This is a genomic window from Chitinimonas sp. JJ19, assembly GCF_036961565.1.
In the GTDB taxonomy this organism is placed as follows: domain Bacteria; phylum Pseudomonadota; class Gammaproteobacteria; order Burkholderiales; family Chitinimonadaceae; genus Chitinimonas.
The window spans coordinates 16,829-41,685 of sequence record NZ_JBAMDD010000013.1; the positions used below are offsets into that span (position 1 = coordinate 16,829).

The following is a 24,857-nucleotide window of genomic DNA, read 5'->3' on the forward strand; positions in this document are numbered from 1 at the left end:
TTAACTCTCTGATTTGCTTTGAATCCGGGAAGCGTAGCCTGGGGGCTTAAACACCCTGCTTGAGGCTGGCTTCGATAAAGATATCCAGGTCGCCGTCCATCACGCCCTTGACGTTGCCGACCTCGACGCTGGTGCGCAGATCCTTGACGCGGCTCTGGTCGAACACATAGGAGCGAATCTGGTGGCCCCAGCCTATGTCGGACTTGCCGGCTTCCAGCGACTGCTGGGCTTCCATGCGTTTGCGCAGTTCGGCCTCGTACAACTTGGCGCGCAGCATCTGCATGGCTTCGTCCTTGTTGCGGTGCTGCGAGCGGTCGTTCTGGCACTGCACCACGATACCGGTGGGATTGTGCGTGATACGGACGGCAGAGTCGGTCTTGTTGATGTGCTGACCACCGGCACCTGAAGCGCGATAGGTGTCGATACGCAAGTCGGCCGGATTGATCTCGATCTCGATGGTGTCGTCGACCTCGGGGTAGACGAAGACCGACGAGAAGGAGGTGTGGCGGCGGGCATTGGAATCGAAGGGCGAAACACGCACCAGGCGATGCACGCCGGTTTCGGTACGCATGAAGCCGTAGGCGTATTCGCCACTGAGCTTGAGAGTGCAGCTCTGTATGCCGGCCACTTCGCCTTCGGACTCTTCCATCACTTCGACGGTAAAGCCCTTGCGTTCGCCATAGCGCAGATACATGCGCATCAGCATGCCGGCCCAATCCTGCGCTTCGGTGCCACCGGCGCCCGACTGGATATCGATAAAGCAGGCGTTGGGGTCCATCGGATTGCTGAACATGCGGCGGAATTCGAGATCAGCGATCTTCTTCTCGGCTGCATCCAGGTCGCTGGCGACGGCTTCGATCGTGTCCCAATCTGATTCGGGCTTGGCCATGTCGAACAGATCGCGGCTGTCTGACGTGGTCTGGGCGATCTCGTCCAGCACCAGCACCACGGCCTCCAGCAGTTTTTTCTCCTTGCCTATCTCCTGTGCCCGCTTGGGGTCATTCCACAGTTCCGGGTCTTCGGAGAGGCGGCTTACTTCTTCCAGCCGGTCTTTTTTGCCAGGGTAGTCAAAGATACCTCCGAAGCTCGTCGCCACGGGCGGCAAGGTCGGCAATGCTGTTCTCGATCTGATTGAGGCGTTCGGCTTCCATGGCGGGCTCGGCTGTATTGCTTGGGAAACCGACAATTATACCCGAGCTTGATGGGGTGATGGGGGGAAGGGAGGCTGGCATGTGCCTGCCTGGCGAATCAAGCCGTGCCTGGGTACTGTCGCGGCAGGTTTTGCTGTTTGTGTCAGGTCGGCGCTGCCTGTACGCGCTCCGCCGCCTCCTGCCTAGCACCTGGCTAGGCAGGAGGCGGGTAGGGTGGCTTGATTTCACTTATCTGCTGTGATTGCTACCAGCTCATTCGGTCGCTGTTGCGGCGGGGGGAGTGGCCCGGCACCTTGCCTGCGTGCTGGACCACCCGGGTTGGCTTCAGGGCTGGCAGGGCAGGGGAGCGCCGGACTCGAAAAAGCTGTCTATGGCGCCCAGCTCCGACGGTGTGTGGCTGCGTTGGCAAAGGTCATACGCCGGATTGGCGCGTGCCGGGGCCTGGCCTAGCAGCGGGGAATCCGGCCTGGGCATGTAGTTGGCTGGTTGATTGCCCGCCGGGTTGTACAGGCGTGGATCGGCATTGATGTCACCTGCGTGGTTGCCACCATGGACACCTGTACCACCAAACCAGTTGTTGTAGGCGAAAGTGGCGCCCAGCGTGCCGCTGAAGTTGGTCAGCGGCGCTGCGGGGTTGCCTTGGCGGAAGACGTTGTGGTGGATATATAGGCCCTGGTGGCCGCCCTCGCTGTCGAGATGGAACAGGGCCTGGCTGGTATGGCAGGCAAAGGTGTTCTGTACGATTTCGGAATCCACCATGGGCCTGCTCGGTTCCTCGCCATTCCAGGCCGAGAGGCAGCGGCGCCGTTGCCCGGTGACTAGATTGTTGACCAGGCGATTATTGCGGAACTGGATGGGGTCGGTGGCGGTTTCATTCGCCAGGGAAATACCCATGGCAGCCATGCCATCACGGTAGTGCGCAGGGTCGTTCAGGCTGTAGATATGGTTGCCTTCGATCAAGCTGTCGCTGAGGTTGTTGAGGTAGAGATCGACCGAAAAGTTGTCATGCAAGGTGTTGCGTATCACTTGATGGAAACGGCCATAGGCACCGATGCCTTCGCCCCAGTTTTGATAGATATTGTTACCTTGAATCAGATCACCTTCATCGGACATATTGAGCACGGATGGCCAACCGCCACTGGCATCGACATGCTGGTTTTTGCGCACATTGTGGTACAGGGTATTGTTCAGCACCGTAAAGTGGTGAGCGCCATTGAAGGGGTAGATCGCCCCTTTGTAGCAGTCATGTATGGTATTGCCCTCAAAGCGCAGATAGCTGCCGCCATCGACACTGATGCAGCTGCCTTTGGCCTTGCGCAGGGTGAGGTTGTGGAACTCCAGCCAGGCACCCTGGATGTACAGCAGCTTGCCGTCGGGCGCGCCTGCGCTGCCATCGATGACCGGGGTCTCGCCGGGATAGGCGCGTACCTTGATGGGTTGGCTGGCGCTGCCGCTGTTGTAGAAGCCAGCATGCTGGGTGGGATAGTAGTCGCCGCCCCGCACCCAGATGGTGTCTCCCATCCTGGCCTTGCTGGCGGCCTTGCGTAGCGTGGCATAGGGGCGCTCCTGCGAGCCGTCGATACTGCTGTCGTTGCCATTGGTGGCAACGTAGTAATCGCGCGCAGCAGCTTGGGTTAGCGCCAGCAGCAGAACAGGGTAAAGCAGTGATTTGGACATATGCTTTCCTTTCCAGGTAGGGGAAAGGTCAGCCTAGTCCTGTCAGTGCACACCGGCTATGTGAGGATTGACACTGTAGTGGATGAAGGGCTGGCGGGCTTGCTCGGTCAGCCTGTGGTGTCGGGGGTGGTTTCCTCATCGCGGAAGCGATTGGCTATGGTCAGGAATTCTGACTCTATGCTCAGGAAGGTGTCGAGTATGTCGGGGTCGAAATGCGTGCCGCGACCCTCTGTCATCAGGGCCACTGCTTTCTCGTGCGAAAAAGCGGGCTTGTAAACCCGCTTGGAGATCAGGGCATCATAGACATCGGCTACGGCCATCAGCCTGGCTGCAACAGGGATGGCGTCGCCCTTGAGGCCCTCGGGATAGCCGGAGCCATCCCATTTTTCTTGATGGTAATGGGCGATTTCCCGCGCAAAGGTCAGAAAGCTGTTGCTGCCCCCCAGGTGCTTTTCTACCTGCAAGATGGCGTCGCGGCCATAGACGGTATGTAGCTTCATGATCTCCCATTCTTCCGGGTCCAGTTTGCCGGGCTTGAGCAGAATGCGATCGGGCACCCCGACCTTGCCGATATCATGGAGCGGGGCGGACTTGTACAGCAGCTCGATATTCTCGTCGGTCAGCACCTGGTTGAAGCGGGGCAGCGGTTGAAGCGCTCGGGCTAGCGCTGCGACGTAGTTCTGGGTGCGGCGGATATGGTTGCCGGTTTCGTTGTCACGGGTTTCTGCCAGGCTGGCCATGGCCAGGATGGTGGCGTCCTGCATCTGCACCAGCTGGCGTGTGCGCTCCATCACCAGGTGTTCCAGATAATCATTCTGGTCACGCAGAAACTGCTGGGCGCTCTTGAGTGTAAGGTGGGTCTTGACCCGTGCCAGCACGATGGGCGGGCTGATCGGCTTGACGATGTAATCGACGGCGCCCATGCGCAGGCCCAACTCCTCATCCTCCACCTGGCTCTTGGCAGTGAGGAAAATGACCGGGATGTCAGCTGTAGCCGGGTTCTGCTTGAGCCGCCGGGTGGTTTCGTAGCCATCCATCTCCGGCATCATCACATCCATCAGGATCAGATCGGGCCGGGGGGCGGTGGCGGCGATCTCCAGCGCCTTGAAGCCATTGATGGCGACCTTGGTACGGTATTGATCGCGCAGCAGGGCAGATAGCAGCTGGATATTGTCAGGCGTGTCGTCAACGATAAGCACGGTCTGCTTGTCTATGGGCTCGATCATTGCCTTGTTTCCTCCCGGCCTTGGCGGCGCTCTACCAGCTTAGGTGGCTGGCTCGGCGCCGGAGACCGTTGCGTTTGTATGCACTATTGCGCTTCCAGCAAGGCCAGTACGGTGTCGTAGTCGTACTGGCGTATCTGTCTTTCGACTTTTTGCAGTATGGCATCTGGCAATGCCTGTACCAGCACATCGCGATGTTGGTCGAAATAATCGAGTGCCTCACCATCCTGGGCGCGCAGCAAGGTGACCAGGCCCGCCAGCGTATCGGCGGTGGTGGCAATGGCAGGTGCCGTTGGGCAGTACTGCACCAGGCCATCGAGCAGCGCAGTCAGTGCCAGTTCCAGCGGCGCCAACTGGCTGTCGGCCGGTGTGGGGCGGCCTTCCTGCAGTTGTTCTTCCAGATCACCCGCCAGCGCCTGTATCTGCACGGCGCCTATCAGGCCGGCAACACTTTTCAGCGTGTGGGCGAGTCGTCGGGCTGTGGCGCGGTCGTTGCGCAAGGCGGCGCGCATACGCTCCATCACGCCGGCCTGTTCCTGCGAGAATCGATCCAGCAAGGCCAGGTACAGGGCCTTGTCGCCCAGCGTGCGGGCAAGGCCGCTTTCGACGTTGAGTCCATCGAGTTGCGGCAGCTCACTGGTTGATTGAGGGACCGCCGCTTGCGCTGTGCGTGGGCGCAGGCTGGTCCAATGGGTGACTGTGTCGAACAGGCTCTGCGGGGTGATGGGTTTGGCCAGGTGGCCGTTCATGCCCGAATCAAGGCAGCGCTGTTTCTCCTCCTGCATGGCATGGGCTGTCATGGCCACCACAGGCAGGTCGGCAAAACGCGGCTCGGCCCGTATGGCACGGATGGTGGCATAGCCATCCATGATGGGCATCTGCACATCCAGTAGGACCAGATCGTAGAGCGGCCGGTCTGCTTGCAGCAGCAGGTCCAGTGCCTCGCGGCCGTTGCCAGCCACTTCTACCACCACGCCTGCAGCCTGCAACAGCTCAACGACAATCTGCTGGTTGATTTCGTTATCTTCGACCAGGAGTACCGATACCCCATTGAACTTGGGTAGCACAGAGACTGCCGGGCTGGCGTAATCCGATGCCGGTGCGGGTGCTGACGATGGCTTGAGCCTGACCGTGAAGCGGAAACTGGAACCCTTGCCGGGCGTACTTTGCACCCCTATCTGCCCCCCCATCATCTCAACCAGCCGGCGGGCGATGCTGAGGCCCAGGCCGGTGCCGCCGAACCTGCGGGTGGTGGAGCCATCGGCCTGGGTAAAGGCCTGGAACAGGCGGCCTGCCTGCTCTGAACTCATGCCTATGCCGGTATCGGCAACCTCGAATGCCAGTACCAGGTCTTCGCCTACGGTGCGCTCTAGCTTGGCAGCCAGGCGGATACTGCCGTGCTCGGTGAACTTGACGGCATTGTTGGTCAGATTGATCAGTACCTGGCCCAGGCGCAACGGGTCGCCATTGAGATGGCGGGGCAGATCGGCCGGGATATCCAGCAGGTATTCCAGGCCTTTATCCTCGGCACGGCCGCCGGTGACGGCGGCGACATTGGCCAGAACTTCGTCCAGATCGAAATCCACTGACTCGATATCGAGCTTGCCGGCCTCTATCTTGGAGAAGTCGAGTATGTCGTTGATGATGCCCAGAAGCGACACCCCGGCGGTATGGATTTTCTCGACGTAGTCGCGCTGCTTGGGCGAGAGCGGTGTCTTGAGCGCCAGATGCGCCATGCCGATGATGGCATTCATGGGTGTGCGTATCTCATGGCTCATATTGGCCAGGAACATCGATTTGGCGCGGGTGGCTTCCTCGGCATGCCGCAGGCCCGCCTCTGCTTCGCGCAGCTCGCTCTTGATACTGAGCAGCTTGAGGCGCGTGCGCGTGGCTTGGTCCTGCGCACGCTCGTACAGGCTGTGATGGCGCTTGTAGTCGCGCAGGGCGGCTTGCCAGTCACCGCGTGCGGTATGGATATCCGACAATTCCAGGCAGGCCCGCATGGGCATGAATACATAGCCCAGGTCACCTGTCTCGTCTATGGCACGGTTCAGGTCAACGATGGCCTCATCCTGCCTGCCACGTAGGTGGTGTATATGGCCGCTGGCCCACCAGGTGTAGGGTCGGAGATGTCTTTCCTCGTACAGCGTCATCTCGTCCAGAGCGCGCTGGCTCAAGGCCTCGGCCTGATCGAGCAAACCCCGTTCCGCCAGGGTGTAGGCGGCTACCGCGTGGAAGAAACCCCGGTTGGATGGCGCGGAGTTGGCAATGTCCGGATGGTCATCGAGGAACTCTTCGAGCACGGCATAGGCCGCTTCGCTGTTGTCGCGCGAGAGTTTGCACAGCGCCAGGATCAGGCTGACGAAGGGCCGCAGCCAGCGTTCTTCCGTGTGCATGGCCAATTCCTGGGCCTGCTGCAGCATGGTTTCGCCGTCTTCGGCATTGCCGCAGACATAGAACAGCTCTCCGATATTGCAGGTGATCTGTGCTTCACGCGCTCTCAATCCCAGTGAACGGGCGGCTTCCAGTGCGCTATAGAAATGGCGCAGCGCTTCATCGGTCAGGCCGTACTCCTGCGCCAGGATGCCCAGGGTGTTCAGCAGCAAGACGCTGCTCATGCTGGGCGTGTTGGGCAGGAAGGGAACGACGTATTCCTGCGCGAAGCGATAGCCTTCCTCGATGCGACCCTGCACCCGCGCCACAGCCAGCATGCCAAAAGCGCTCAGCAACTGCCCTTCGGGGTCGTTGAGGCTGGTAAACGTGTCATGCAGTTGGCGAAACACCGCTTCGGTATGCTCGTTGCGATCATCGAAATAATCGCTGAGCGATTGAATCAGGGCGCCATAAAGGGATTGCAGCGGCGGTTGCTCCAGGCTGCCGGCCGCTATCATCTGCTGGCCCAGCGCACGTGTCTGCTGGGGCTGGTCTCGCATCAGCCCCAGTGCGTGCTCAAAATCCTGGCGCCAGTTGCCAGTAGTCCAGGAGAGATCGACTTGGTCGGTCATGAGGAGGACTCTGAAGGTTCGGGCTGGCTCAGGCTGATGCCGGCACGGCTGGCGAGTACACCCAATAGCGCCAGGGCGGCATCGTAATCATATTGACCGATGGCTTGTTCGACTGCGGCAAAGGAATGTCCAAGGCCGCTACGCAAGCGCGCTCCTTGCTCTTCGACCAGGCCCAGCGCATCGCCGTCGTTGTCCTGCAGCAAGCGGCTCAAACGAGCCAGCAAGGGTTGCAGCGGTATCTCAGGGACTGCTGGCGGCGGGGCAACCGTAGGCAGCGCTTGCGACAGGTAGCGGCAGAAGAGATCGAGATCGACTTCAAGCTTGGCGATGGCCAGGCGTATTTCCGCCGCTGGCTGTTGCTGGCGTATGGCCTGTTCCACGATGCCGGCCTGCTCCTGCAAGCCTTGAGCGCCGATATTGGCGGCAACCCCACGCAGGGAGTGTGCCTCTCGCTCGGCCTCGGCATTGTCCTGTCCCAATAGCTGGGCTATCTTGCCGGCGCTTGGGCCAAAGCGCTCGGCAAACTGGCCCAGCAACTTGACGTACAGCACCTGGTTGCCGGCTACCCTACGCAGGCCCTCACGGGTATTGAGGCCTGGCATCACGGGCAGCCCATCCTCGTCCGCCGTTACCACAGGTTCGCTGGTCTGCTCGCCACCCACCCAGCGGCGCACGCAGGCAAACAGGGCCTCGGGCTCTATCGGCTTGCTGATGTGATCCTGCATGCCTTCGTCAAGGCAGCGCTCGCGCTCTTCGACCATGGCATGAGCCGTCATCGCCACGATGGGCATTTGCCGGAACTGGGCGTCGGCCCGTATGGCCAGCGTGGCCTCGTGGCCATCCATGATGGGCATCTGCAGATCCATGAAGACCAGGGAGTAGTACTGCGGCCCTACTGCGTTCAGTCGATCAAGGGCTTCTTGGCCATTGTTGGCAATGTCGATGCGCAGGCCCATGCTCTCCAGCAGTTCGCGGGCGATCTGCTGATTGACCTCATTGTCTTCCACCAGCAGTATTCTGGCGCCATCCAGCGGACGGCTGCTGTGTACCAGCGGCAGTTCACCAGCATCACCGATATCGCTGCCCACCAGGGTCACCAGGGTGTCGACCAAGGTGGAGCGGTTGACTGGCTTGAGCAGGAAACCATCGACGGCGGCGTTTTCGGCACGATGACGTATTTCCTCGCGACCAAAGGCGGTAACCAGTACGATGACGGGAACCTGGCGCAAAGCGGGGTCATTCTTGACCTGCCGGGTCAGCTCTATGCCATCGATGCCCTTCATTTGCCAGTCGGTCAGCACCACACGGTAGGGGTCATCACCATCGGCCGCGCGTATGGCAGCCAGTGCGGCTGCACCGGAATCCACTGCGTCCACACGGAAAGGCATATCACCCAATGCGCCGACCATGACGTCGCGGGCGACGGGATTGTCGTCCACCACCAGCACCCGCATATTGTTGAAGGCGATAGGCAGTACCCTGCACACGGCGGCCTCATTGCGGGCGAGGCCCAGCCGGGCACAGAAGCGGAACTGCGAACCTTCGCCCAGCGTGCTCTCGACACTGATTTCACCGCCCATCATCTCCACCAGCCGGCGGGAGATACTCAGCCCCAGTCCGGTACCGCCAAACTTGCGGGTGGTAGAGCCATCGGCCTGGGTGAAGGCCTTGAATAGCTGGGATGATTGTTCCGGGCTCATGCCTATGCCGGTATCGCTGACTTCGAACGCCACATGCACGCCTTCGTCGTCCTGCTCCAATACCTTGGCCGCCAGCCTGACTTCGCCGCGATCGGTGAACTTGACCGCGTTGTTGACCAGATTGATCAAGACCTGGCCCAGCCGCAGGGGGTCGCCATTGAGCCGGCGCGGTACATTGTTGGGCACGTCAAACAGGTATTCCAGGCCCTTGTCCTGTGCCCGTCCGCCGGTGACGGCAGCCACATTGGCCAATACCTCATCCAGGTCGAAATCCACCGACTCGATATCCAGCTTGCCGGCCTCGATCTTGGAAAAATCGAGGATGTCGTTGATGACACCCAGCAAGGAGACGCCAGCGGTATGGATTTTCTCCACATAGTCGCGCTGCTTGGGTGAGAGCGGGGTCTTGAGTGCCAGGTGGGCCATGCCGATGACGGCATTCATGGGGGTACGTATTTCGTGGCTCATATTGGCCAGGAACATGGACTTGGCCTGGGTTGCCAGTTCGGCTTCCTCCTTGGCCATGCGTATGGCTTCACCCTGCTGGCGGGCTTCGGTGACATCCATCCAGAAACCGTTCCAGACCCAGGAACCGTCGGGCTGGGCGCTGCATATGGTGCGTACCTGCACCCAATGCACCATGCCGTCCCGCAGTACCCTATGCTCAAAATCGGTGTTGTGCTTGCCGGCAATGGCCCGCCGAACGATGCCCTGTGCCTGGCTGCGATCCTCGGGCATGACATGGCGCCAGCGGGCGGCCGGGTCCGACTGCAGGTCGGTGTAGTCTATGCCCAGGATATCCTTGACCTTGGCACTGGCGAAGGGGTAGTGGAGCCGGCCATCGGGTTCTAGTCTGAGCTGGAAGATGGCAAGCGGCAGCGCATCAGAGAGGTCGATCAGGCGGCGGCGGGAGTCCTGGGCCTGGTCGCGGGCGGCGGCCAGTTCGGCGCGGGCTTCCTGGCTGTCGGTAATGTCCTGCCAGAAGCCATTCCAGATCATTTCGCCGCTGGCCACGATGCTGGGACGTGCCTCTCCCCAGACCCAACGCAACTGGCCATCGCTACGGCGTATACGGAAGGCCTGTTCCCACGGGCGGCTTTGTACCACGGCCTCGCGTATGGCGGTGTGCACGCTCTCCACGTCGCGCTCGACGATCAGGCTGAAGGCCTCGTCGGCATCCGACATGATGGCCTCAGGCGAACGGCCAAATTCCTGCCATTGTGCATTGGCAAAGGTCACTACCGGTTTGCCATCGACAAAACGAAGCTGGAATACGGCCAGCGGCAGCTTGTCGGTCAGCTCACGGGCACGTACTTCGGCGGCCGTCAGTGCCTGTTCATTGCGCTTGCGCTCGCTGATATCGCGGACAAAGGCGGTGGCGTGCCAATCCCGGCCCTCCTGGTAGCCGGTCAAGGCCAACTCTATCGGCACCAGATGGCCCTTGGCGTGGCAGCCCTCGACTTCGACCACATGGTCTATCAAGGGGCCTTGGCCGGTTTTATGGAAACGCTCCAGACCGGCATCGGCCACTGCCCGAAGAGATTGCGGTGGCAGGAAGGTATGTACCTGGCGCCCCAAGGCCTCCTCGCGGGTCCAGCCGAAGATGCGTTCTGCAGCCGGGTTCCAGTAGATCACATGACCATTGCCATCGATGCTGATGATGGCCTCTGGCGCGGCTGCCAGCAGGATTTCGGTACGGGCTTGTTCTGCCCTGTGGGCCAGTGATGCTGCCAGCTCCCGCTGCTGCTGTATGACAACCGTGACCAGCAGCGTCAGCATGGAAAGCGACAGCAGGAATAGGAACAGCGATGCCAGGTGGGTGGGGGTGTCGATCAGCAGACCGGCCTGGCCAGTCAGTTGCAGCGAGATGGTGACCAGGCCCGTCACCAGAATGGCGGAGTGCACGAAGAGCGGTGGGAACCGCAGGGCGGCCCAGACCAGCAGGGGCAATGCCATGAAGCCGACGACCTGCACCGGGAGTGCGGCATAGCGGGTGTACCACCAGGCCAGCGCGGCACAGCCCAAACCGGTGACGATATAGATGATCTGCTGCGAGGTGTGCTTGAGCGGGATCGGGCGATAGCGTTCCGGTGAGTTCAGCACCTGGCGGCTACCGGCATCCAGGCGTAAACCCCAGGATATCAGCGCTGGCAGACAGATCCATAAGCCGAACAGGTCACCCACCCCGAATTGAGCCCAGTGGCCAAACCAGCCATTGTCGGTACAGCGGGCCGTGGCGGCAAAGCCGCAATAGCCTACGGTGGCGAGGCTGGCGCTGATGATGGCGTAGAGCAGGGCCATTGCCATCAGCCACAGATTGTCCTTGACCTTGCCCAATGAGAGATCAAGGCTGGTGCGGCGGGCAATGAAGGCCACGCTGCTGGCAGTGATCACCATGCAGACGGGCTCTATCAAGCCATACAGGTAACGGCTGCTCTTGTAGAAATCGACGGAGACATAGTCGTAGTAGATATAGAGCGCGATACACAGCAGGTAACGCGGCCCATAGAGCAGCGCCACTGCGCAGGCTACCGCCGCTGGCGGCCAGACAGGCGTAAGGAAGGCGCTGCCGGCCGACATGAAAACCGAGCCCAGTTGCGCGGCCAGCGCGAAGATGACTACGATGACTAGGCTGCGGATAAGGTAGAGATACTTGGCGTCGAGCATGCGCTAGTCTGCGGCAGGGAGATAGACGAAAACCTGGGTACTATCCTGGGTATCGTCGCAAATCAGGTCTATATGGCCGCCCTGGGCTTCGGTCAGCAGTTTGGCTGAATAGGTGCCCAGGCCGGTACCACCGGACTTGCCATGGGTGACATACTTGTCGAAGAAACGTGGCCGGATGCTGGTGGGTACGGCACCCTGATTCATCACTTCAACCAGGCACTCACCACCGACGCGGGTCAAGGCAATCCGCACCACACTATCGTCTGCAGCGGCTTCCACGGCATTTTTCAGCAGGTTGGCGAAGATGGAGCGGCATAGCGCCGCTTCGGCCAGGGCATGTTGCTCCAGCGGTATGTCCAACACGATGTCCACTGGCTTCCAGGCAAACTGCACCTTGATCTCCTGCACCACGGTATCCAGCAACTTGCCCAGTGCCAGCCGAGTGGTTTCTGCCTGGAATTGGCCCTGCTCGATCTTGTACAGGGTCAATGACAGGGTCACCATGTCCAGCGCATGGCGGGCCGCACCCTCCAGCAGTTCCAGCCGTTCGCGCTGGGCGTTGGGCCAATCGCTGTCGAGCAGCATCAGCTCGGCGGTATGGGCAATGGCGCTGATGGGGTTTTTCAGGTCGTGGTGGGTGATGCGCTCAATATCGTCGCGCAGACGGGCATTGTCCGACAGTACCTGGTTCTGTCTGGTCAGGTCGCGACGGGCCTGGCTCAAGCGCAGGTGGGTGCGGATACGTGCCTTGAGTATGGCGGGCTGTGCCGGCTTGACCACGTAATCAACCGCGCCAAGGTCCAGGCCATCGACCACATCGTCAGCCTGGTCACGCGCCGTCAGAAAGATCACCGGTATATCACGGGTGGCAGGATTGGCCTTGAGCTGGTGGCACACTTCGTTGCCATCCATCTCGGGCATCATTACATCCAGCAGTATCAGGTCGGGCGGGTTGGGGCCGTTGGCGATCTCCAGCGCCTTGCGGCCGCTGATGGCCACCTTGATGGCGTATTCACTCTTGAGTATGCCGGCGATGACTTCGATATTGGTGGCCACATCATCCACTACCAGTACCGAGGCCCGTGACAGCCGCTCCTCACTGGGGGCATCCAGGCCCAGTACCGGCGTTTCTGCCGGTAAGGGCATAGGCATGGGCAGGGGTTTCAGTGTTGCTTTGGGCAACACTGTCTGCGCCGGTTCTACCGATTTACCCAGCAGCTTGACGATACGGGCGCGCAGGGTTGCGGCCGTAAAGGGCTTGACCAGGTAGTCGCTGACGCCTGCCTCGATGGCCTTACCCAGAAACTCCCTGCCGGATTCGGCGGTGAGCAGGATGAAGGGCACGTCGCGATAGTGACCATCATTGCGGCACCAGCACAGCAGTTCGTAGCCCGTCATGCCGGGCATGTTCCAATCCGCAATGACCAGCTGTATGGGAACGGATTCCAGTATGTGCTTGGCCTCCAGCCCCTGGCTGGCTGCGTGCAGGTTGTGCAGCTCCATACCGTTGAGGACGTGTTGTACCGCCAGTCGCATCTGGTGGTAATCGTCTGCGATCAGGATATTCGGTGTCTTGTCCATGGCGGCAGGCTGGGTGGAAGCGTATGTTTTCCACCGGGGCTAAGTGAAAGGGCAGTGTATCAGGCAACGCTGTTTGGGCTGAGGCCGGCTTCCTTAACAATTTCCTAAAGCTAACCTAAACCGGGTGTATAGGCACGAACGGCTGCACGCAAGGCCTCCAGCGCTTGATCGTAGTCGAATTCAGCAAGGGCGTGTCCAACATCCCCGCATGGTTGGCTACCGAAACTGGCGGCGATATCGGGGGCCAGGCTGGCGAACAGCCGGTTGGCCTCGCGGTCACTGTCTTCCATTAACTGTAGCAGGCGATCCAGCTGGTCTTGCCATTGGGCCAGTGGCCTTGTGCTGGTGTGGGCTGCGGTCGCTGATGCAGCTAGCGGTTTAACTGTTTGCGGCGCCGCAAGATTGCGACTGGTGGGCAATGCGCCATCGGCCTGGCCCAGCCAGCAATCAAAGATGAATCGGCTGCCCTGGGCGGGCGTGCTCTCCACCCGGATATCGCCACCCATCAGGGTAATCAATTCCCGGCTGATGGAAAGCCCCAGCCCGGTTCCGCCGTAACGGCGGGTGGTAGAGCCATCCGCCTGGGTAAACGCCTTGAAGACCTTGCCTGCTTGTTCATTTGTCATGCCTATGCCGGTATCACTCACTATGCCCTGTATCTGGATACGTCCTGACTGCTGCGCCAACACATCGAGCGTCAGGGCGACCTCTCCATGCTCGGTAAACTTGATGGCATTGCTGAGCAGGTTGATGAGTACCTGGCCCAGGCGCAAAGGGTCGCCCAGCAGGTGGTGGGGCAGGTTGTCGGCCACCTGCAGCCGGTATGTTAGCCCCTTGTTTTCGGCCAAGTATTGGGTCACCACGCGCAGATGATCCAGGACTTCCTGCAACTCGAATGGCACTTGTTCGAGCCGGAGTTGGCCGGATTCGATCTTGGCGGAGTCCAGTATGTCGTTGATCAGGTTCAGCAAGGTGTCGCCGGCCTTGTGGATCTTCTCGACGTAGCTGCGTTGGGCAGCGGGCAGCTCGCCCTCCAGTGCCAGATAAGACAGGCCGATGATGGCGTTCAGCGGCGTGCGTATCTCGTGGCTCATATTGGCCAGGAACATGGATTTGGCGGCAGTAGCCTGTTCTGCCTGGCTTTGGGCATCCCGCAAGGCCCAGGTCTGGCGGCGTTGCGCGGTGACATCCATCCAGTAACCACTCCATACTGTGCTGCCATCCGGCTGCCTGATGGGGTCGGCATAGGCACGCACCCAGCGTGCTGCGCCAAACATGTCCAGGCTGTGTTCGTACTCCAGCCCTATACCCTGTTTGGCGGCGTGCAAGGCCTTAATCTTGCAGATGCGAGTCTCCTCCGGCGGGACGTTGCGCCAGCGATTCTGGTGGTCTGCCAATATCTCGTGCGCCTCCACGCCCAGCACATCGGCTGCCTTGGGGCTGACATACAAATAGCGGCCTTCATCGCCGATCAGCTGGAACTGGAACACGGCCATGGGCAATACGGCATGGATGCGCTCCTGCTGCTGCCTTACCTGCCGGAGTTGCGCTTGCTGGCTTTCACGCAGCCGAGCTACCCAGCTCATGGGCCGGTTGCAGGCCGGACTGAGGGCGTGGATGAGCTTGCTCATGGGGTGTTGTTGCCGCCTGATGGCGCGGCGGGCAGGCTGAGTACCAAGGTGGTGCCGCTGGTTTCGTCGCTTTCAAATTGCAGCTCGCCGTTCTGCGCCCTGGCGTAAAGCCTGGCCGAGTAGGTGCCTATGCCCGTGCCACCAACCTTGCCTGCTGTCGCGTACTTGTCGAAAAAGCGCTGCCTGAGTTCCGGCGGGATGGCGCCGTGATTGTGCAGGCGGAGCGTCAGCCACTTGTCGTCCAGACCGAAATGGGCAGTGACAACCCCATTGTCGGGCGAAGCTTCGGCGGCATTGCGTAGCAGATTGCCCAGCAGGCTGGCGGTCAGGCCACTATCACCCAGCGCCCAACTTGCCTGAGTCGCATCAGCCGGGTTTTGTATCCGTATGCCTTTGGCCAGAAAACTGGTCTCGGTTTCCCGCGCAGCGCGTGTCAGTATGTCAGCCAGATCAAATGGCTGCGCCTGCAGTACAAAGGTGCCTGTCTCGATACGGAAAAGATCTAGTGTACGGTTGACCTGTTCTATGGCTTGCCGGGTAGCATCGGTGGCCAGCCGCGCCAACTCCCGCTGCCTGGGGCCGAGGCCGGGGTCGTCCAGCAGGCATTCACTGGCCTGCAGTGCGGCTGTGAGCGGGTTTTTCAGATCATGCCTGCCCATGCGTTCCACCTCGTCACGCAAGTGGGCATGCTCGGCCAGGGTGCCCGATTGCTCGGTAAGCTGAACCAGATGCTGTGCCAGCCTGAGATGCGTGCGTACCCTGGCACGCAAAACAGTGGGGTGTGCTGGCTTGACCACATAGTCGACTGCGCCCAATTCCAGTCCCTCGGCCACATCGCCGGGTTGATCGCGTGCCGTCATGAAAATGATGGGGATATGCCGGGTGGCTTCATCCTGCTTGAGGCGGCGACAGACCTCGTGGCCATCCATGCCGGGCATCATCACATCCAGCAGGATCAGGTCGGGCGCCTGCCGGGCCACGATGTCCAGGGCTTTCTGGCCGCTGATGGCGACCTTGATGCCATAGTCTTGCTCGAGCAGGCCGGCAGTTACCTCGATATTGTCCTTGACGTCGTCAACGATCAGGATGGTCTTGCGCTTGCCATCTACATCCTGTGGCGGCAAACCGACCACTGGGGGGCGCTCGACCGGTGCCTGTGGTGCCTGTGCCTCGCCATCGATAAGGCGCTGGAAGCGCTGCCGGAATTGCTGGCTGGTGAAGGGCTTGACCAGATAGTCGCTGACGCCTCGGTGGAGGGCCGCCTTGATGCGATCACGGGTGGCCTCGGCGGTGAGCAACATGAAGGGTATGCCGGCCGAGGACGGGTTGGTGCGCACCCATTCCAGCAACTGCAGGCCATCCATGCCCGGCATATTCCAGTCGCTGACTATGCAGGCCACCGTTTGCTGCTGCAGTATAGAGATGGCTTCGCGGCCATTGCTGGCCTGCTCCACTGCTTGATAGCCCAGTTCCGCCAGGATGCCCTTGATGGATTGTCGCAAGGGGGCGTGGTCGTCCACTATCAGGATAAGGTTGTTGTGCGGCGGATCGTGAGGGGGCATGGATCAATCTTGCAGATAGGCACCCTCTACATATAGCTCATAAGCGGGCTGTCGCCGCAGCTGATATCCCATGAAAAAAGCCGCGAAATTTCGCGGCTTTCTGTCTTGCACCCATGAGGGGAGGCTAGTCGAAGCGCACTTCCTTCTCGGAGGCAAATGCCAGCGACAAACCACCCACGCCGATATTGACGCAGGCGGTGCTGCTCATCTCGGACAGATAGACGTTGATGTTACGGGGGCGGGCATCGGCCAGCAGGGCCACATAGCCCGGCATCTGCTCGACTACAGCGGGGTCGCCACCGTAGCTGACATTGACGGTGGGGGCCAGCAGGCCGCCATCGCGTATCAGCGTGCGGGCCGCCTCGAACAGCTTGTTACAGCCTGCCTCAAAGCCCCGTATCTTGCCGACCGGGTTGGTGTCGCCACGGTAGCCACGCAGTATGGGCTTGATATCCAGCGCCGAGCCCAGTGCATAGGTGAGGAAGCCCACGCTCTTGTCGCCGCGACGGCGTGCCTGGCTGTGCAACTGGCCCAGCTCGGACGGCACCAGGAAGGCCTGGGTGTGCTGGGTCAGTTTGTCCAGTTGGCGAATGATATCGAGAGTGGAGACATCGGCCGCGATCATGCGGGCGACTTCCGACACTACCAGGCCTTGGCCGGTGGCGACGTTGGCGCTGTCAAACACCCTTAAGGAGAACGGCGCCTTGATATTGGCGTGTTCGCGAATGGGCCGATAGTCGCTGAGGATGCGGAGCGAGGCATGGGTGGCGTTCTCGAAGATCAGGCTACGGGTCTTCATCACCGTGATGCAGAAGACGTAGTCGAACTCCAGTACCAGACGGCTCAAGAACAGGTCACGGATCTCATCGGGGCTGAAAGGGCGAGTTGCGAACTCCGCGTCACCATTTTCGGCTACCGATTTATAGAAATCCTGTGTTTCCTCTGGCAGGCGGTTGTCAACGAACTCGCCACCGGGGCCCTTGATGGAAACCGGCAGGATGACGATATGGTGCTTGTCGAGAAAACTACGTGGTAGGTCGCAGGCAGAGTCTGTGGCGATACCAATGCGCATAGGGGAGTGTCTCCGGTAGTTATTGCATCGGGCCATCTCCGTGACCTCGCCGCTAGGCTAGCAGATCGAGCAACTGCTCGAAATGTTCAATACCATCTTTTGCTGATAAAGGTGGGTAAACGACACACTTATGCGATATTGTCAAGACAATGTCATTTTTGGGCGGCGGATTTGCCGATCCAACGGCTATTGCTGAAATTGCAGGCTGGCCAGCCGCTGATACAACGGGCTGCTTTGTAGCAAGTCGGCGTGGCTGCCTATGGCGCTAATACGGCCGCCGTCCACCACCACGATACGATCAGCGTGCAGCACGGTCGATAGGCGATGGGCAATGATCAAGGTGGTGCGTCCCTGCATCAGGGTTTCGAGCGCCTGCTGCACCATGCGCTCGCTATGGCTGTCGAGCGCGCTGGTGGCTTCGTCCAGCAGCAATATGGGCCGGTTGGCCAGGATGGCACGGGCAATGGCGATACGCTGGCGTTGCCCTCCCGACAGGCGCACCCCGCGCTCACCCAGATTGGTGTGGTAGCCCTCTGGCAACTGCACGATGAACTCGCTGGCAAATGCCGCTTCGCAGGCTTGCCTGACCTCGTCCTCACTGGCGTCGGGGCGGCCGTAGCGGACATTGTCCAGCACGTTCATGGCAAAGATCACCGCCTCTTGCGATACCAGAGCGATGCGCTGGCGTAGTTCATGGATACGGGCATCGCGTAGGTCAACGCCATCTATCCGTATGGCACCCTGGGCGGGGTCGTAAAAACGCAGCAATAGCTGGAATACCGTGCTCTTACCTGCGCCGGATGGCCCCACCAGGGCCACTTTCTCGCCAGGCGCTACCCGCAGGCTGAAATCCTGCAGGGCAGGCTGTTGCGGCCGGCTCGGGTAGTGGAAGTTGACCGAGCCGAACACCACCTCACCAGATGATGGTTGCGGCAGCGGCACGGGCTGGGCCGGTTCGGCGATGTCCGGGCGGGTGGCCAGCAGTTCTACCAGACGCTCCAACGCGCCGGCGGCGCGTTGTATATCGCCTATGACTTCCGAGATGGTGGCAACTGCCCCTGCCACGATGACCGCATAGAAGACAAAGGCGGACAACTGGCCGGCGCTGATCTTGCCCGCCAGCACATCGTGCCCGCCTACCCACAGGATGGCGGCAACCGCGCCGAACACCAGCACCATCACCACCACGATCAGGCTGGCACGCTGGCGTATGCGCTGCCGGCTGACACCGAAGGTAGCCTCTACCCGGTCGGCGAAGGCCTGCCTGTCGCTACCCTCGTGACCGTAGGCCTGCACGGTACGGATCTCGTGCACGGTTTCATCAATGACATTGCTGACTTCGGCCACCTTATCTTGCGCGGCACGGGCCAGTTTGCGCACCCGCCGGCCGAACAGCAGGATAGGGGCCACTACCAGAGGCACGCCTACCAGTACCAGCAAGGTCAGCTTGAGGCTGGTGATGGCCAGCATGACCAAACCACCGACCAGCAGCAAGGCATTGCGCAAGGCCATGGAGGCTGATGAGCCGATAACGGTCTCGATCTGGGTGGTGTCGTTGGTTAGGCGCGAGATCACCTCGCCGGTACGGCCCGTCTCGAAGAAGGACGGCGGCAAGGTTAGTAGATGGTCGAATACCTTGCGGCGCAGGTCGGCCGTGACGCGTTCCCCCAGCCAGGAGACAAAATAGAAACGGGCATAGGTGGCGGCCGCCATGATGGCGATCAGGCCAAACAGGGCCAGCAATATTTGATCGAGCAGGGCAGGGTTGCTGGCAACGAAGCCACGATCTATGACCGCCCGCAGCCCCTGGCCTACCAGCAGCATGCAGGCAGCAGCGAGCACCAGCGCCATGGCTGCATAGACGATGCGGGCTTTGTAGGGGGCCAGCAACTGGCGTATCAGGGCGGCAGGTTGCATAGATGGATTCCGGTAATGAAACGGCCCGACTGCCTTGGCAGATCGGGCCTGGGATGGATGGTTCAATCAGCCCGGATTCGCGGCCGTGGGCTGTGCTTATTTGCTGTTGCCACGCAAAGCCAGCACGCGTTGCTGCAGGTCTTCCACACTGACCTCGGCAGCGGGCACGGGCTGACTTGCGGCCAGGGTGATGCGCGACCAGAAGCGGCGGGGCATCTTGACCATGGCGCTGCCATCCTTGCGGCTGAAGAAGCTACCCCACAGGCCGCGCAAGGCCATGGGCACCACTGGGGCGCCGCTGCGCTGGGCCAGTTCCTGTACGCCTGCCTTGAAGGGATTCAGTTCGCCATCAAAGGTGATTTTCCCCTCGGGAAAGATGCAGACCACCTCGCCCTGAGAGAGGTATTCCTGCACCTTCATGAAGGCACGCTCCTTCATGGCCGGGTCTTCCTTGGCTGGGGCAATGGGTATGGCGCCGGCAGTGCGGAATATGAAGTTGAGTATGGGTACCTTGAAGATGCGGTGGTCCATGACAAAGCGAACCGGCCGGCGCACCGCACCACCTATGACCAGCGCATCCATGAAGCTCACATGGTTGCAGACCAGGATGGCGGCACCTTCCTCAGGAATATTATCCAGCCCCTCGTGCTTGACCCGGTACATGGTGTGGGTCGCTATCCATACCAGGAAGCGCATCAGGAATTCGGGCTGCAGGCCATAGACATACAGTGCGACCGGGATGTTCATGATGGCGACGATCAGCAACAACTGCGGAATCGTTGCGCCGGCCTCGAGCACCAATACGCTGACCACGGCCGACACCACCATGAAGCAGGAGTTGAGTATGTTGTTGGCGGCAATGATGCGGGAACGGTATTCCGGCTCGCTGCGCATCTGGATCAAGGCGTACAGCGGCACAATGAAGAAGCCGCCGAACACCCCGAGCAGGGCGATATCGGCCAGCAGGCGCCAATGGCTTGCATCCTGCAGGAAGGCCAGCCAGCCCACCTGTGCCGCAGGGCTCATGGGGGCGGCGAAGTACAGGTCTATGCCGAATATGCACATGCCTATGGAGCCAAAGGGCACCAGGCCTATCTCTACCTTGCGGCCCGACAAGGCCTCGCACAGGGCTGAACCAGCCCCCACGCCGATGGAAAACAATGCGACCAGCAAGGTATAGACTTCGGCATTGCCGCCCAGCACATCCTTGGCATAGCTGGGTAGCTGGGTCAGGTAGACAGCCCCGAAGAACCAGAACCAGGAAATACCCATCAGCGAGTGGAATACCGTGAGATTGCGGCGGCTCAGCCGAATAATGTGCCAGGTCTCGGTGAAGATATTCCAGTTGATCTTCAGGTTCTTGGCCTGCGGCGGTGCCGGTGGCATGGCGCGGCTGCTGAGGTAGCCCAGTACGGCGACGGCGACGCAGGCCGATGCAATTGCCCCCGCCATCAAGGAGGCATTCTCCTTATTGCTCTCGATAATCAAGGTGCCACCGATCTGGCCCAGCAGGATGGCGATAAAGGTTCCCATCTCGATCAGGCCATTGCCACCCAGCAATTCACGCTCGTCGAGGTATTGCGGCAGGATGGAATACTTGAGTGGGCCAAACAGGGCTGAATGCACGCCCATCATGAATAGGCACACCATCAGGGTGGCTGCGCTTTGCAGGATGAAGCCAGCGGCGGCTACCGCCATGATGGCGATTTCCATCAGTTTGACAAAGCGCGCCAGCTGGGCCTTGTCGTAGCGCTCGGCCAACTGGCCGGCCGTGGCCGAGAACAGGAAGAAAGGCAGGATGAAGATGCCGGCGGCGGCATTGATGAGCGTGGCGGAATTGATGCCGGCAAAGCCCAGGCCGAAGAAGGCGATCATCACCAGCATGGCGTTCTTGAACAGATTGTCGTTGAACGCGCCCAGGAACTGGGTAATGAACAAGGGCAGGAATCGCCGTGTCTTGAACAGGTCAAACTGATTGTTGTTATGCATGGATGCTCCGGTCAAGGTAGGGCACGTGTCTTTTTCCTGATTAATCCAGCCGGATTACCTCACGGCTGATCAAACTCTGCTGGGCCTGCAGGAATTCTGCAATGGATTCCACGGTGACCACGGCAATCTTGCCTGCCAGGCGCTTGTTCGTCGGGTGGTCGTCAAAGGCCACGTTCTCGTTGAACAGGCGTCCACCCAGGCGGCTGAAGGTACGCAGCCGGATGACGCTGGGCTGATAGCCGCGCACTTTGAGCCATTCCTGTGCTGCCTGTCTATTGTTCAGGCGCCCGGTATCATCCAGCGCGCCTGCCAGTGTCTCCAGCAGCCACTGATTGGAGTTCTGGTAACGGGTGGAAAAAGGGTAGGCCACCACATTGTAGCGGGCTTCATGCATGCGGCCAGGATGGCGCAAGCGCTCTGCCAGCCGGGCTTGCAGCGGTGCTGGCAGGGTCAGCAGCAGGGCTTCGTTTTCCACCACATCCAGAAAGACATTCCCCAGGCCCTCGTTATAGAGGTTGGAGCGGTCACTCTGGCACTCGTTGAGCTCATGCACCACCAGCCAGCGGCCCTGTGGGTGATCGCGCCAGGCCAGCGCGGCATGGGAGTAACGCAGGCCATACTTGCTCATATCGCGCCCCACCCGGGCGACGATGGCGACCTGCTGCTGGGTGGTTTCCAGCCGGGTTCGTACCTTGAGCGCAAGCGACAGCGCATGCTGCAACTGGTCGGGCCGGGCAGGCAGCTCGTCGCAACCGCGCCCCGCCTGTGCGGGTAGGGCTATCAGGCAGGCGGCGGTGAGCAGGGAGACTGAGGTGGTACAAGCTGGTCTGCTGAGACTCATGCGGTGCTCCGTGGTTGGCAATACCGTTGAGGCGGATAGCCACCAACAAAAACTGCGCTGCACATTCATCCTGGCGCCTGCAGCAGGCTCTCAGCGGCACGGCAGTGTCCGATGGGTTTGTATTGGCGATGCTTATCGCACCTTGGATTGATGCAGCAGGGACTTGCCCACTTCGTTGGGGATGAATGCTACGGCTTTGCCAGATGCCATCAGGGCGTGGCCGCTGGCATGGCTGGTGACCTTGATCACCTGGCCGACAGCGACAGAAGCGCCCCCCATGGCCTGGCCACTGAGCTTGACCACCACGCTGGCACCCTTGCCGGTCTGCCGCAACACCCAGATGACACCGTCACCCACTTTCTCGGCCGACTCCAGTACCAGCTCGGCACCCTCGGATACCACGACGGCGGAACCGCCGACAACGCTGGCGACGCCCAGGGCAGATAGGGCTGAGCCTTCGGAAATATCGGCGGCAGCATGAGCGGGCAGGGCAAGCAGATTGCCAGCAAGCAGCAGGCAGAGCAAAGAGCGCATGGTGTACTCCATCGTGTTTGATGTCGTCTGAATAAGAACCTGTTCAAAGGACGACGCGAGCGCAGAGTAGCAGGCATGCCGTGCTTTGCCTATGCAGCGGGAATAGTTGGCAGGCGGTGTTAGGCTGGGTGGATGCTAGCCAGCTTGGCCGCATGCAATGCAGTCAAGCTGGCGCTTCTTTGAGTTGTATCGTGAACCGGCTACCTTGCTGGGGGCGAGCCCTGCACGATGGGTCAGACCGTAAAGTGCCGGGCGGTTTCGGCCAACTGGCTCGATAGTTTGTGCAACTGCTTGGCCGCCGCAGCACCCTCGCCAGCGGAATTGGCGTTCGATTCGCTCATATTGGCGATGGACTCAATGTGCTGGGCCAGTTGCTGGCTGGCGCTGCGCTGTTCCAGCAGGTCTTCGGCTATGGCCTTGATGGCCAATACCATTTCCGCCGTGGTGTGATGGATGCGCTCGATGGCGCCGTTGGCGGCGTCGGCATCATGCCGGCCAGCCTCTACCGTTTGCACGGTGACTTGCATACGGCTGACGGCTTCTTCTGCCGCATGGCGTATCACGCCGGCAAAGTTGGCAATCTCGCTGCTGGCGGTGGCAGAACGGCCCGCGAGTTTGCGTACTTCATCAGCCACCACGGCAAAGCCTCGCCCCGCCTCACCCGCCCGGGCAGCCTCAATGGCGGCATTCAAGGCCAGCAGATTGGTCTGGTCGGCGACATCACGTATGACACTGACCACCTGGGTAATGGCGGCCGATTGCTGACCTAGCGACTCGATGGTGCGGGCGGCCAGCCCGACATCCTGCGCAATGGTATTCATATTGCCTATGGACTGGCGTATCACGGTCCTGCCCCCGGTTGCAGCCTCATTGCTGCTGAGCCCTTGCTGGCAAGCCGTATCGGCGTTGCTGGCACCATGCACGATCGAGGTACTGAGTTGCTCAATCGCTGCGGCTGCCGCAGCCACTGCATCACTCTGGGTGCTGCTGGCATGGGCGACTTGTTCCACGCTTTGCGCCAGTTGCTGGGCGGCCTGGGTCGATTGTTCCGCCAGGCGCAGCATCTCTACCACCAGATCACGCAGTTGGTCGCGCATCTGGGCAATGCCGGCCAAGAGGCTGCTCTGGTCACCGGCCTGCAGCGGAATCGCCGTATCCAGGCGGCCCTCGGCAATGCGCTTGACGATGCCCTCGACCTGGAAAGGCTCGCCGCCAAGCTGGCTGGTAATGGAGCGATACAGCGAGACAAACAGCAGGGCGATGGCCAGTAGGGCCAGCACACTGGCGCCGACATAGATGTTGCGCTGCGTGGCGATGCGATCGAGCCTGGCCACCAGCAGGCCATCCAGCGACTTGCTACCAGACAGTGTCAAGGCCAGCGCTTGGCCGGCACTGCTGTTACCGCGCTGTTGCACGGCCGTGGTGTCGGCATCAAGCTGATTGCCCAGTACCGCATCAACATGTTCGCTGACTGCCAGCATGGCGGCCTTGAGTTTCTCCGGCTGGTCTTGCAACTGGGCGGCGATGGCCTTGTTATAGCCTATGCTCTTGTCCAGATTGCCGCGCATGCCTGCGTGCGCATCGAACACCAAGGGACGCAGTTCCACCAACCGGGTACGGGATGCATCGTCCACCGCCTTGTCGTGCAGGCTGCGTAGCAGCAGGGCGGTCTGTTCACCTAGCCTGGTTGCTAATGTCGGCAGCTTCACGCAGACGCTGTCCATCAGATAGTAGGAATCGATGTCAGGGTCCAAGGTCAGGTTGGAATTATCGCAGGCGGTTACCATCAGATTGAGGGTGCGATCTATCGCGGCGCTATGGAGTACCACCCGTTCCGCCGGTGGCTTGGCGTCGCCGCCACGCGCTGCCAGCCAGGCGCTTTTCATTTCGCCATAGGCGCTGGTGGTTGCCAGATCGCTGCCCATCTGCTGCTCGCTGGCGGCAATCTTGGCCAGGCCGGTTTCAATGCGGCTGGCGCTGTCTGTCAACTGGGCGGCTGCATTGGGGCTGGCGGCCAGATTGCGGCGCTGAACCAGTGCCTCCAGCAGGGGTAGGGTGCTTTCCAGATAGGCAACGCCCAGTCGCTCTTTGGCCGAGAAATCGACATTGTCCTGATTGGTGCGGTACAGGCTGTAGCCCAGGTAAACCAAGGCCAGCGCGGATACTGCGCCGATAAGGCCAAAGCGGGCCGGGTAGCTCATGCGGCGCATAAGGGTTGCGACGGAGTTGATCATGTTGCTCTCCTTGCAATCGGCACATCGCGGCGGCCACCTTCGATATGGCCTGAGCGGGTGAGGACTGCGCTAT

The 24,857-nt window shown here is 60.7% G+C and carries 14 protein-coding genes; all 14 read right to left on the reverse strand.

Annotation, left to right across the window (positions count from 1 at the left end; genetic code table 11):
• Positions 1–46 precede the first annotated feature (46 nt).
• A protein-coding gene (gene prfB / locus V7714_RS15465; RefSeq protein WP_284195818.1) for a peptide chain release factor 2 occupies positions 47–1,151 on the reverse strand; the annotation gives its coding sequence in 2 pieces (ribosomal slippage) (positions 47–1,069 and positions 1,071–1,151; 1,104 coding nt in all).
• A 324-nt stretch (positions 1,152–1,475) separates the two neighbouring features.
• Positions 1,476–2,828: a right-handed parallel beta-helix repeat-containing protein gene (locus V7714_RS15470; RefSeq protein WP_335710511.1), complete on the reverse strand. Its 1,353-nt coding sequence runs from the start codon at positions 2,826–2,828 to the stop codon at positions 1,476–1,478.
• Positions 2,829–2,935: 107 nt separating this feature from the next.
• The gene (locus tag V7714_RS15475; RefSeq protein ID WP_335710512.1) at positions 2,936–4,054 is read right to left on the reverse strand and encodes an HD-GYP domain-containing protein; all 1,119 of its coding nucleotides are present in this window, start codon (positions 4,052–4,054) and stop codon (positions 2,936–2,938) included.
• An 83-nt stretch (positions 4,055–4,137) separates the two neighbouring features.
• The gene (locus V7714_RS15480; RefSeq protein ID WP_335710513.1) at positions 4,138–7,056 is read right to left on the reverse strand and encodes a tetratricopeptide repeat-containing hybrid sensor histidine kinase/response regulator; all 2,919 of its coding nucleotides are present in this window, start codon (positions 7,054–7,056) and stop codon (positions 4,138–4,140) included.
• Positions 7,053–11,423 carry a response regulator gene (locus V7714_RS15485; RefSeq protein WP_335710514.1) on the reverse strand — a complete coding sequence of 1,457 codons (4,371 nt, stop codon included), beginning with the start codon at positions 11,421–11,423 and terminating at the stop codon, positions 7,053–7,055. Before V7714_RS15485 ends, V7714_RS15480 begins: the two co-directional genes overlap by 4 nt.
• 3 nt (positions 11,424–11,426) lie before the next feature.
• The gene (locus tag V7714_RS15490; protein WP_335710515.1) at positions 11,427–13,004 is read right to left on the reverse strand and encodes an ATP-binding response regulator; all 1,578 of its coding nucleotides are present in this window, start codon (positions 13,002–13,004) and stop codon (positions 11,427–11,429) included.
• Between the two features lie 110 nt (positions 13,005–13,114).
• Positions 13,115–14,635, reverse strand: coding sequence for a PAS domain-containing sensor histidine kinase (locus V7714_RS15495; protein WP_335710516.1), 1,521 nt, complete (start codon positions 14,633–14,635; stop codon positions 13,115–13,117).
• Positions 14,632–16,197, reverse strand: coding sequence for a response regulator (locus V7714_RS15500; RefSeq protein WP_335710517.1), 1,566 nt, complete (start codon positions 16,195–16,197; stop codon positions 14,632–14,634). Before V7714_RS15500 ends, V7714_RS15495 begins: the two co-directional genes overlap by 4 nt.
• Positions 16,198–16,321: 124 nt before the next feature.
• Positions 16,322–17,269: a DegV family protein gene (locus V7714_RS15505; protein ID WP_335710518.1), complete on the reverse strand. Its 948-nt coding sequence runs from the start codon at positions 17,267–17,269 to the stop codon at positions 16,322–16,324.
• 186 nt (positions 17,270–17,455) lie between these two features.
• Positions 17,456–19,186 carry an ABC transporter transmembrane domain-containing protein gene (locus tag V7714_RS15510; protein WP_335710519.1) on the reverse strand — a complete coding sequence of 577 codons (1,731 nt, stop codon included), beginning with the start codon at positions 19,184–19,186 and terminating at the stop codon, positions 17,456–17,458.
• A gap of 96 nt (positions 19,187–19,282) precedes the next feature.
• Positions 19,283–21,175 (reverse strand): MFS transporter, encoded by a 1,893-nt coding sequence (locus V7714_RS15515; RefSeq protein ID WP_335710520.1) that lies wholly within the window; start codon positions 21,173–21,175, stop codon positions 19,283–19,285.
• 40 nt (positions 21,176–21,215) lie between these two features.
• A complete protein-coding gene (locus V7714_RS15520; RefSeq protein WP_335710521.1) occupies positions 21,216–22,016 on the reverse strand; it encodes a DUF2145 domain-containing protein in 801 nt (266 codons plus the stop codon).
• Between the two features lie 132 nt (positions 22,017–22,148).
• Positions 22,149–22,550, reverse strand: coding sequence for a hypothetical protein (locus V7714_RS15525; RefSeq protein WP_335710522.1), 402 nt, complete (start codon positions 22,548–22,550; stop codon positions 22,149–22,151).
• Positions 22,551–22,783: 233 nt separating this feature from the next.
• Positions 22,784–24,784 carry a methyl-accepting chemotaxis protein gene (locus V7714_RS15530; protein WP_335710523.1) on the reverse strand — a complete coding sequence of 667 codons (2,001 nt, stop codon included), beginning with the start codon at positions 24,782–24,784 and terminating at the stop codon, positions 22,784–22,786.
• Between the last annotated feature and the right edge of the window lie 73 nt (positions 24,785–24,857).

Excerpts from the sequence above, each read along its gene's own strand:
- V7714_RS15480 (WP_335710513.1), bottom strand. The coding sequence starts at position 7,056 with ATGACCGACCAAGTCGATCTCTCCTGGACTACTGGCAACTGGCGCCAG.
- V7714_RS15500 (WP_335710517.1), bottom strand. The coding sequence starts at position 16,197 with ATGCCCCCTCACGATCCGCCGCACAACAACCTTATCCTGATAGTGGAC.
- V7714_RS15515 (WP_335710520.1), bottom strand. The coding sequence starts at position 21,175 with ATGCATAACAACAATCAGTTTGACCTGTTCAAGACACGGCGATTCCTG.
- V7714_RS15505 (WP_335710518.1), bottom strand. The coding sequence starts at position 17,269 with ATGCGCATTGGTATCGCCACAGACTCTGCCTGCGACCTACCACGTAGT.
- V7714_RS15520 (WP_335710521.1), bottom strand. The coding sequence starts at position 22,016 with ATGAGTCTCAGCAGACCAGCTTGTACCACCTCAGTCTCCCTGCTCACC.
- V7714_RS15495 (WP_335710516.1), bottom strand. The coding sequence starts at position 14,635 with ATGAGCAAGCTCATCCACGCCCTCAGTCCGGCCTGCAACCGGCCCATG.
- V7714_RS15485 (WP_335710514.1), bottom strand. The coding sequence starts at position 11,423 with ATGCTCGACGCCAAGTATCTCTACCTTATCCGCAGCCTAGTCATCGTA.
- V7714_RS15510 (WP_335710519.1), bottom strand. The coding sequence starts at position 19,186 with ATGCAACCTGCCGCCCTGATACGCCAGTTGCTGGCCCCCTACAAAGCC.
- V7714_RS15470 (WP_335710511.1), bottom strand. The coding sequence starts at position 2,828 with ATGTCCAAATCACTGCTTTACCCTGTTCTGCTGCTGGCGCTAACCCAA.
- V7714_RS15490 (WP_335710515.1), bottom strand. The coding sequence starts at position 13,004 with ATGGACAAGACACCGAATATCCTGATCGCAGACGATTACCACCAGATG.
- V7714_RS15475 (WP_335710512.1), bottom strand. The coding sequence starts at position 4,054 with ATGATCGAGCCCATAGACAAGCAGACCGTGCTTATCGTTGACGACACG.
- V7714_RS15530 (WP_335710523.1), bottom strand. The coding sequence starts at position 24,784 with ATGATCAACTCCGTCGCAACCCTTATGCGCCGCATGAGCTACCCGGCC.
- V7714_RS15525 (WP_335710522.1), bottom strand. The coding sequence starts at position 22,550 with ATGCGCTCTTTGCTCTGCCTGCTGCTTGCTGGCAATCTGCTTGCCCTG.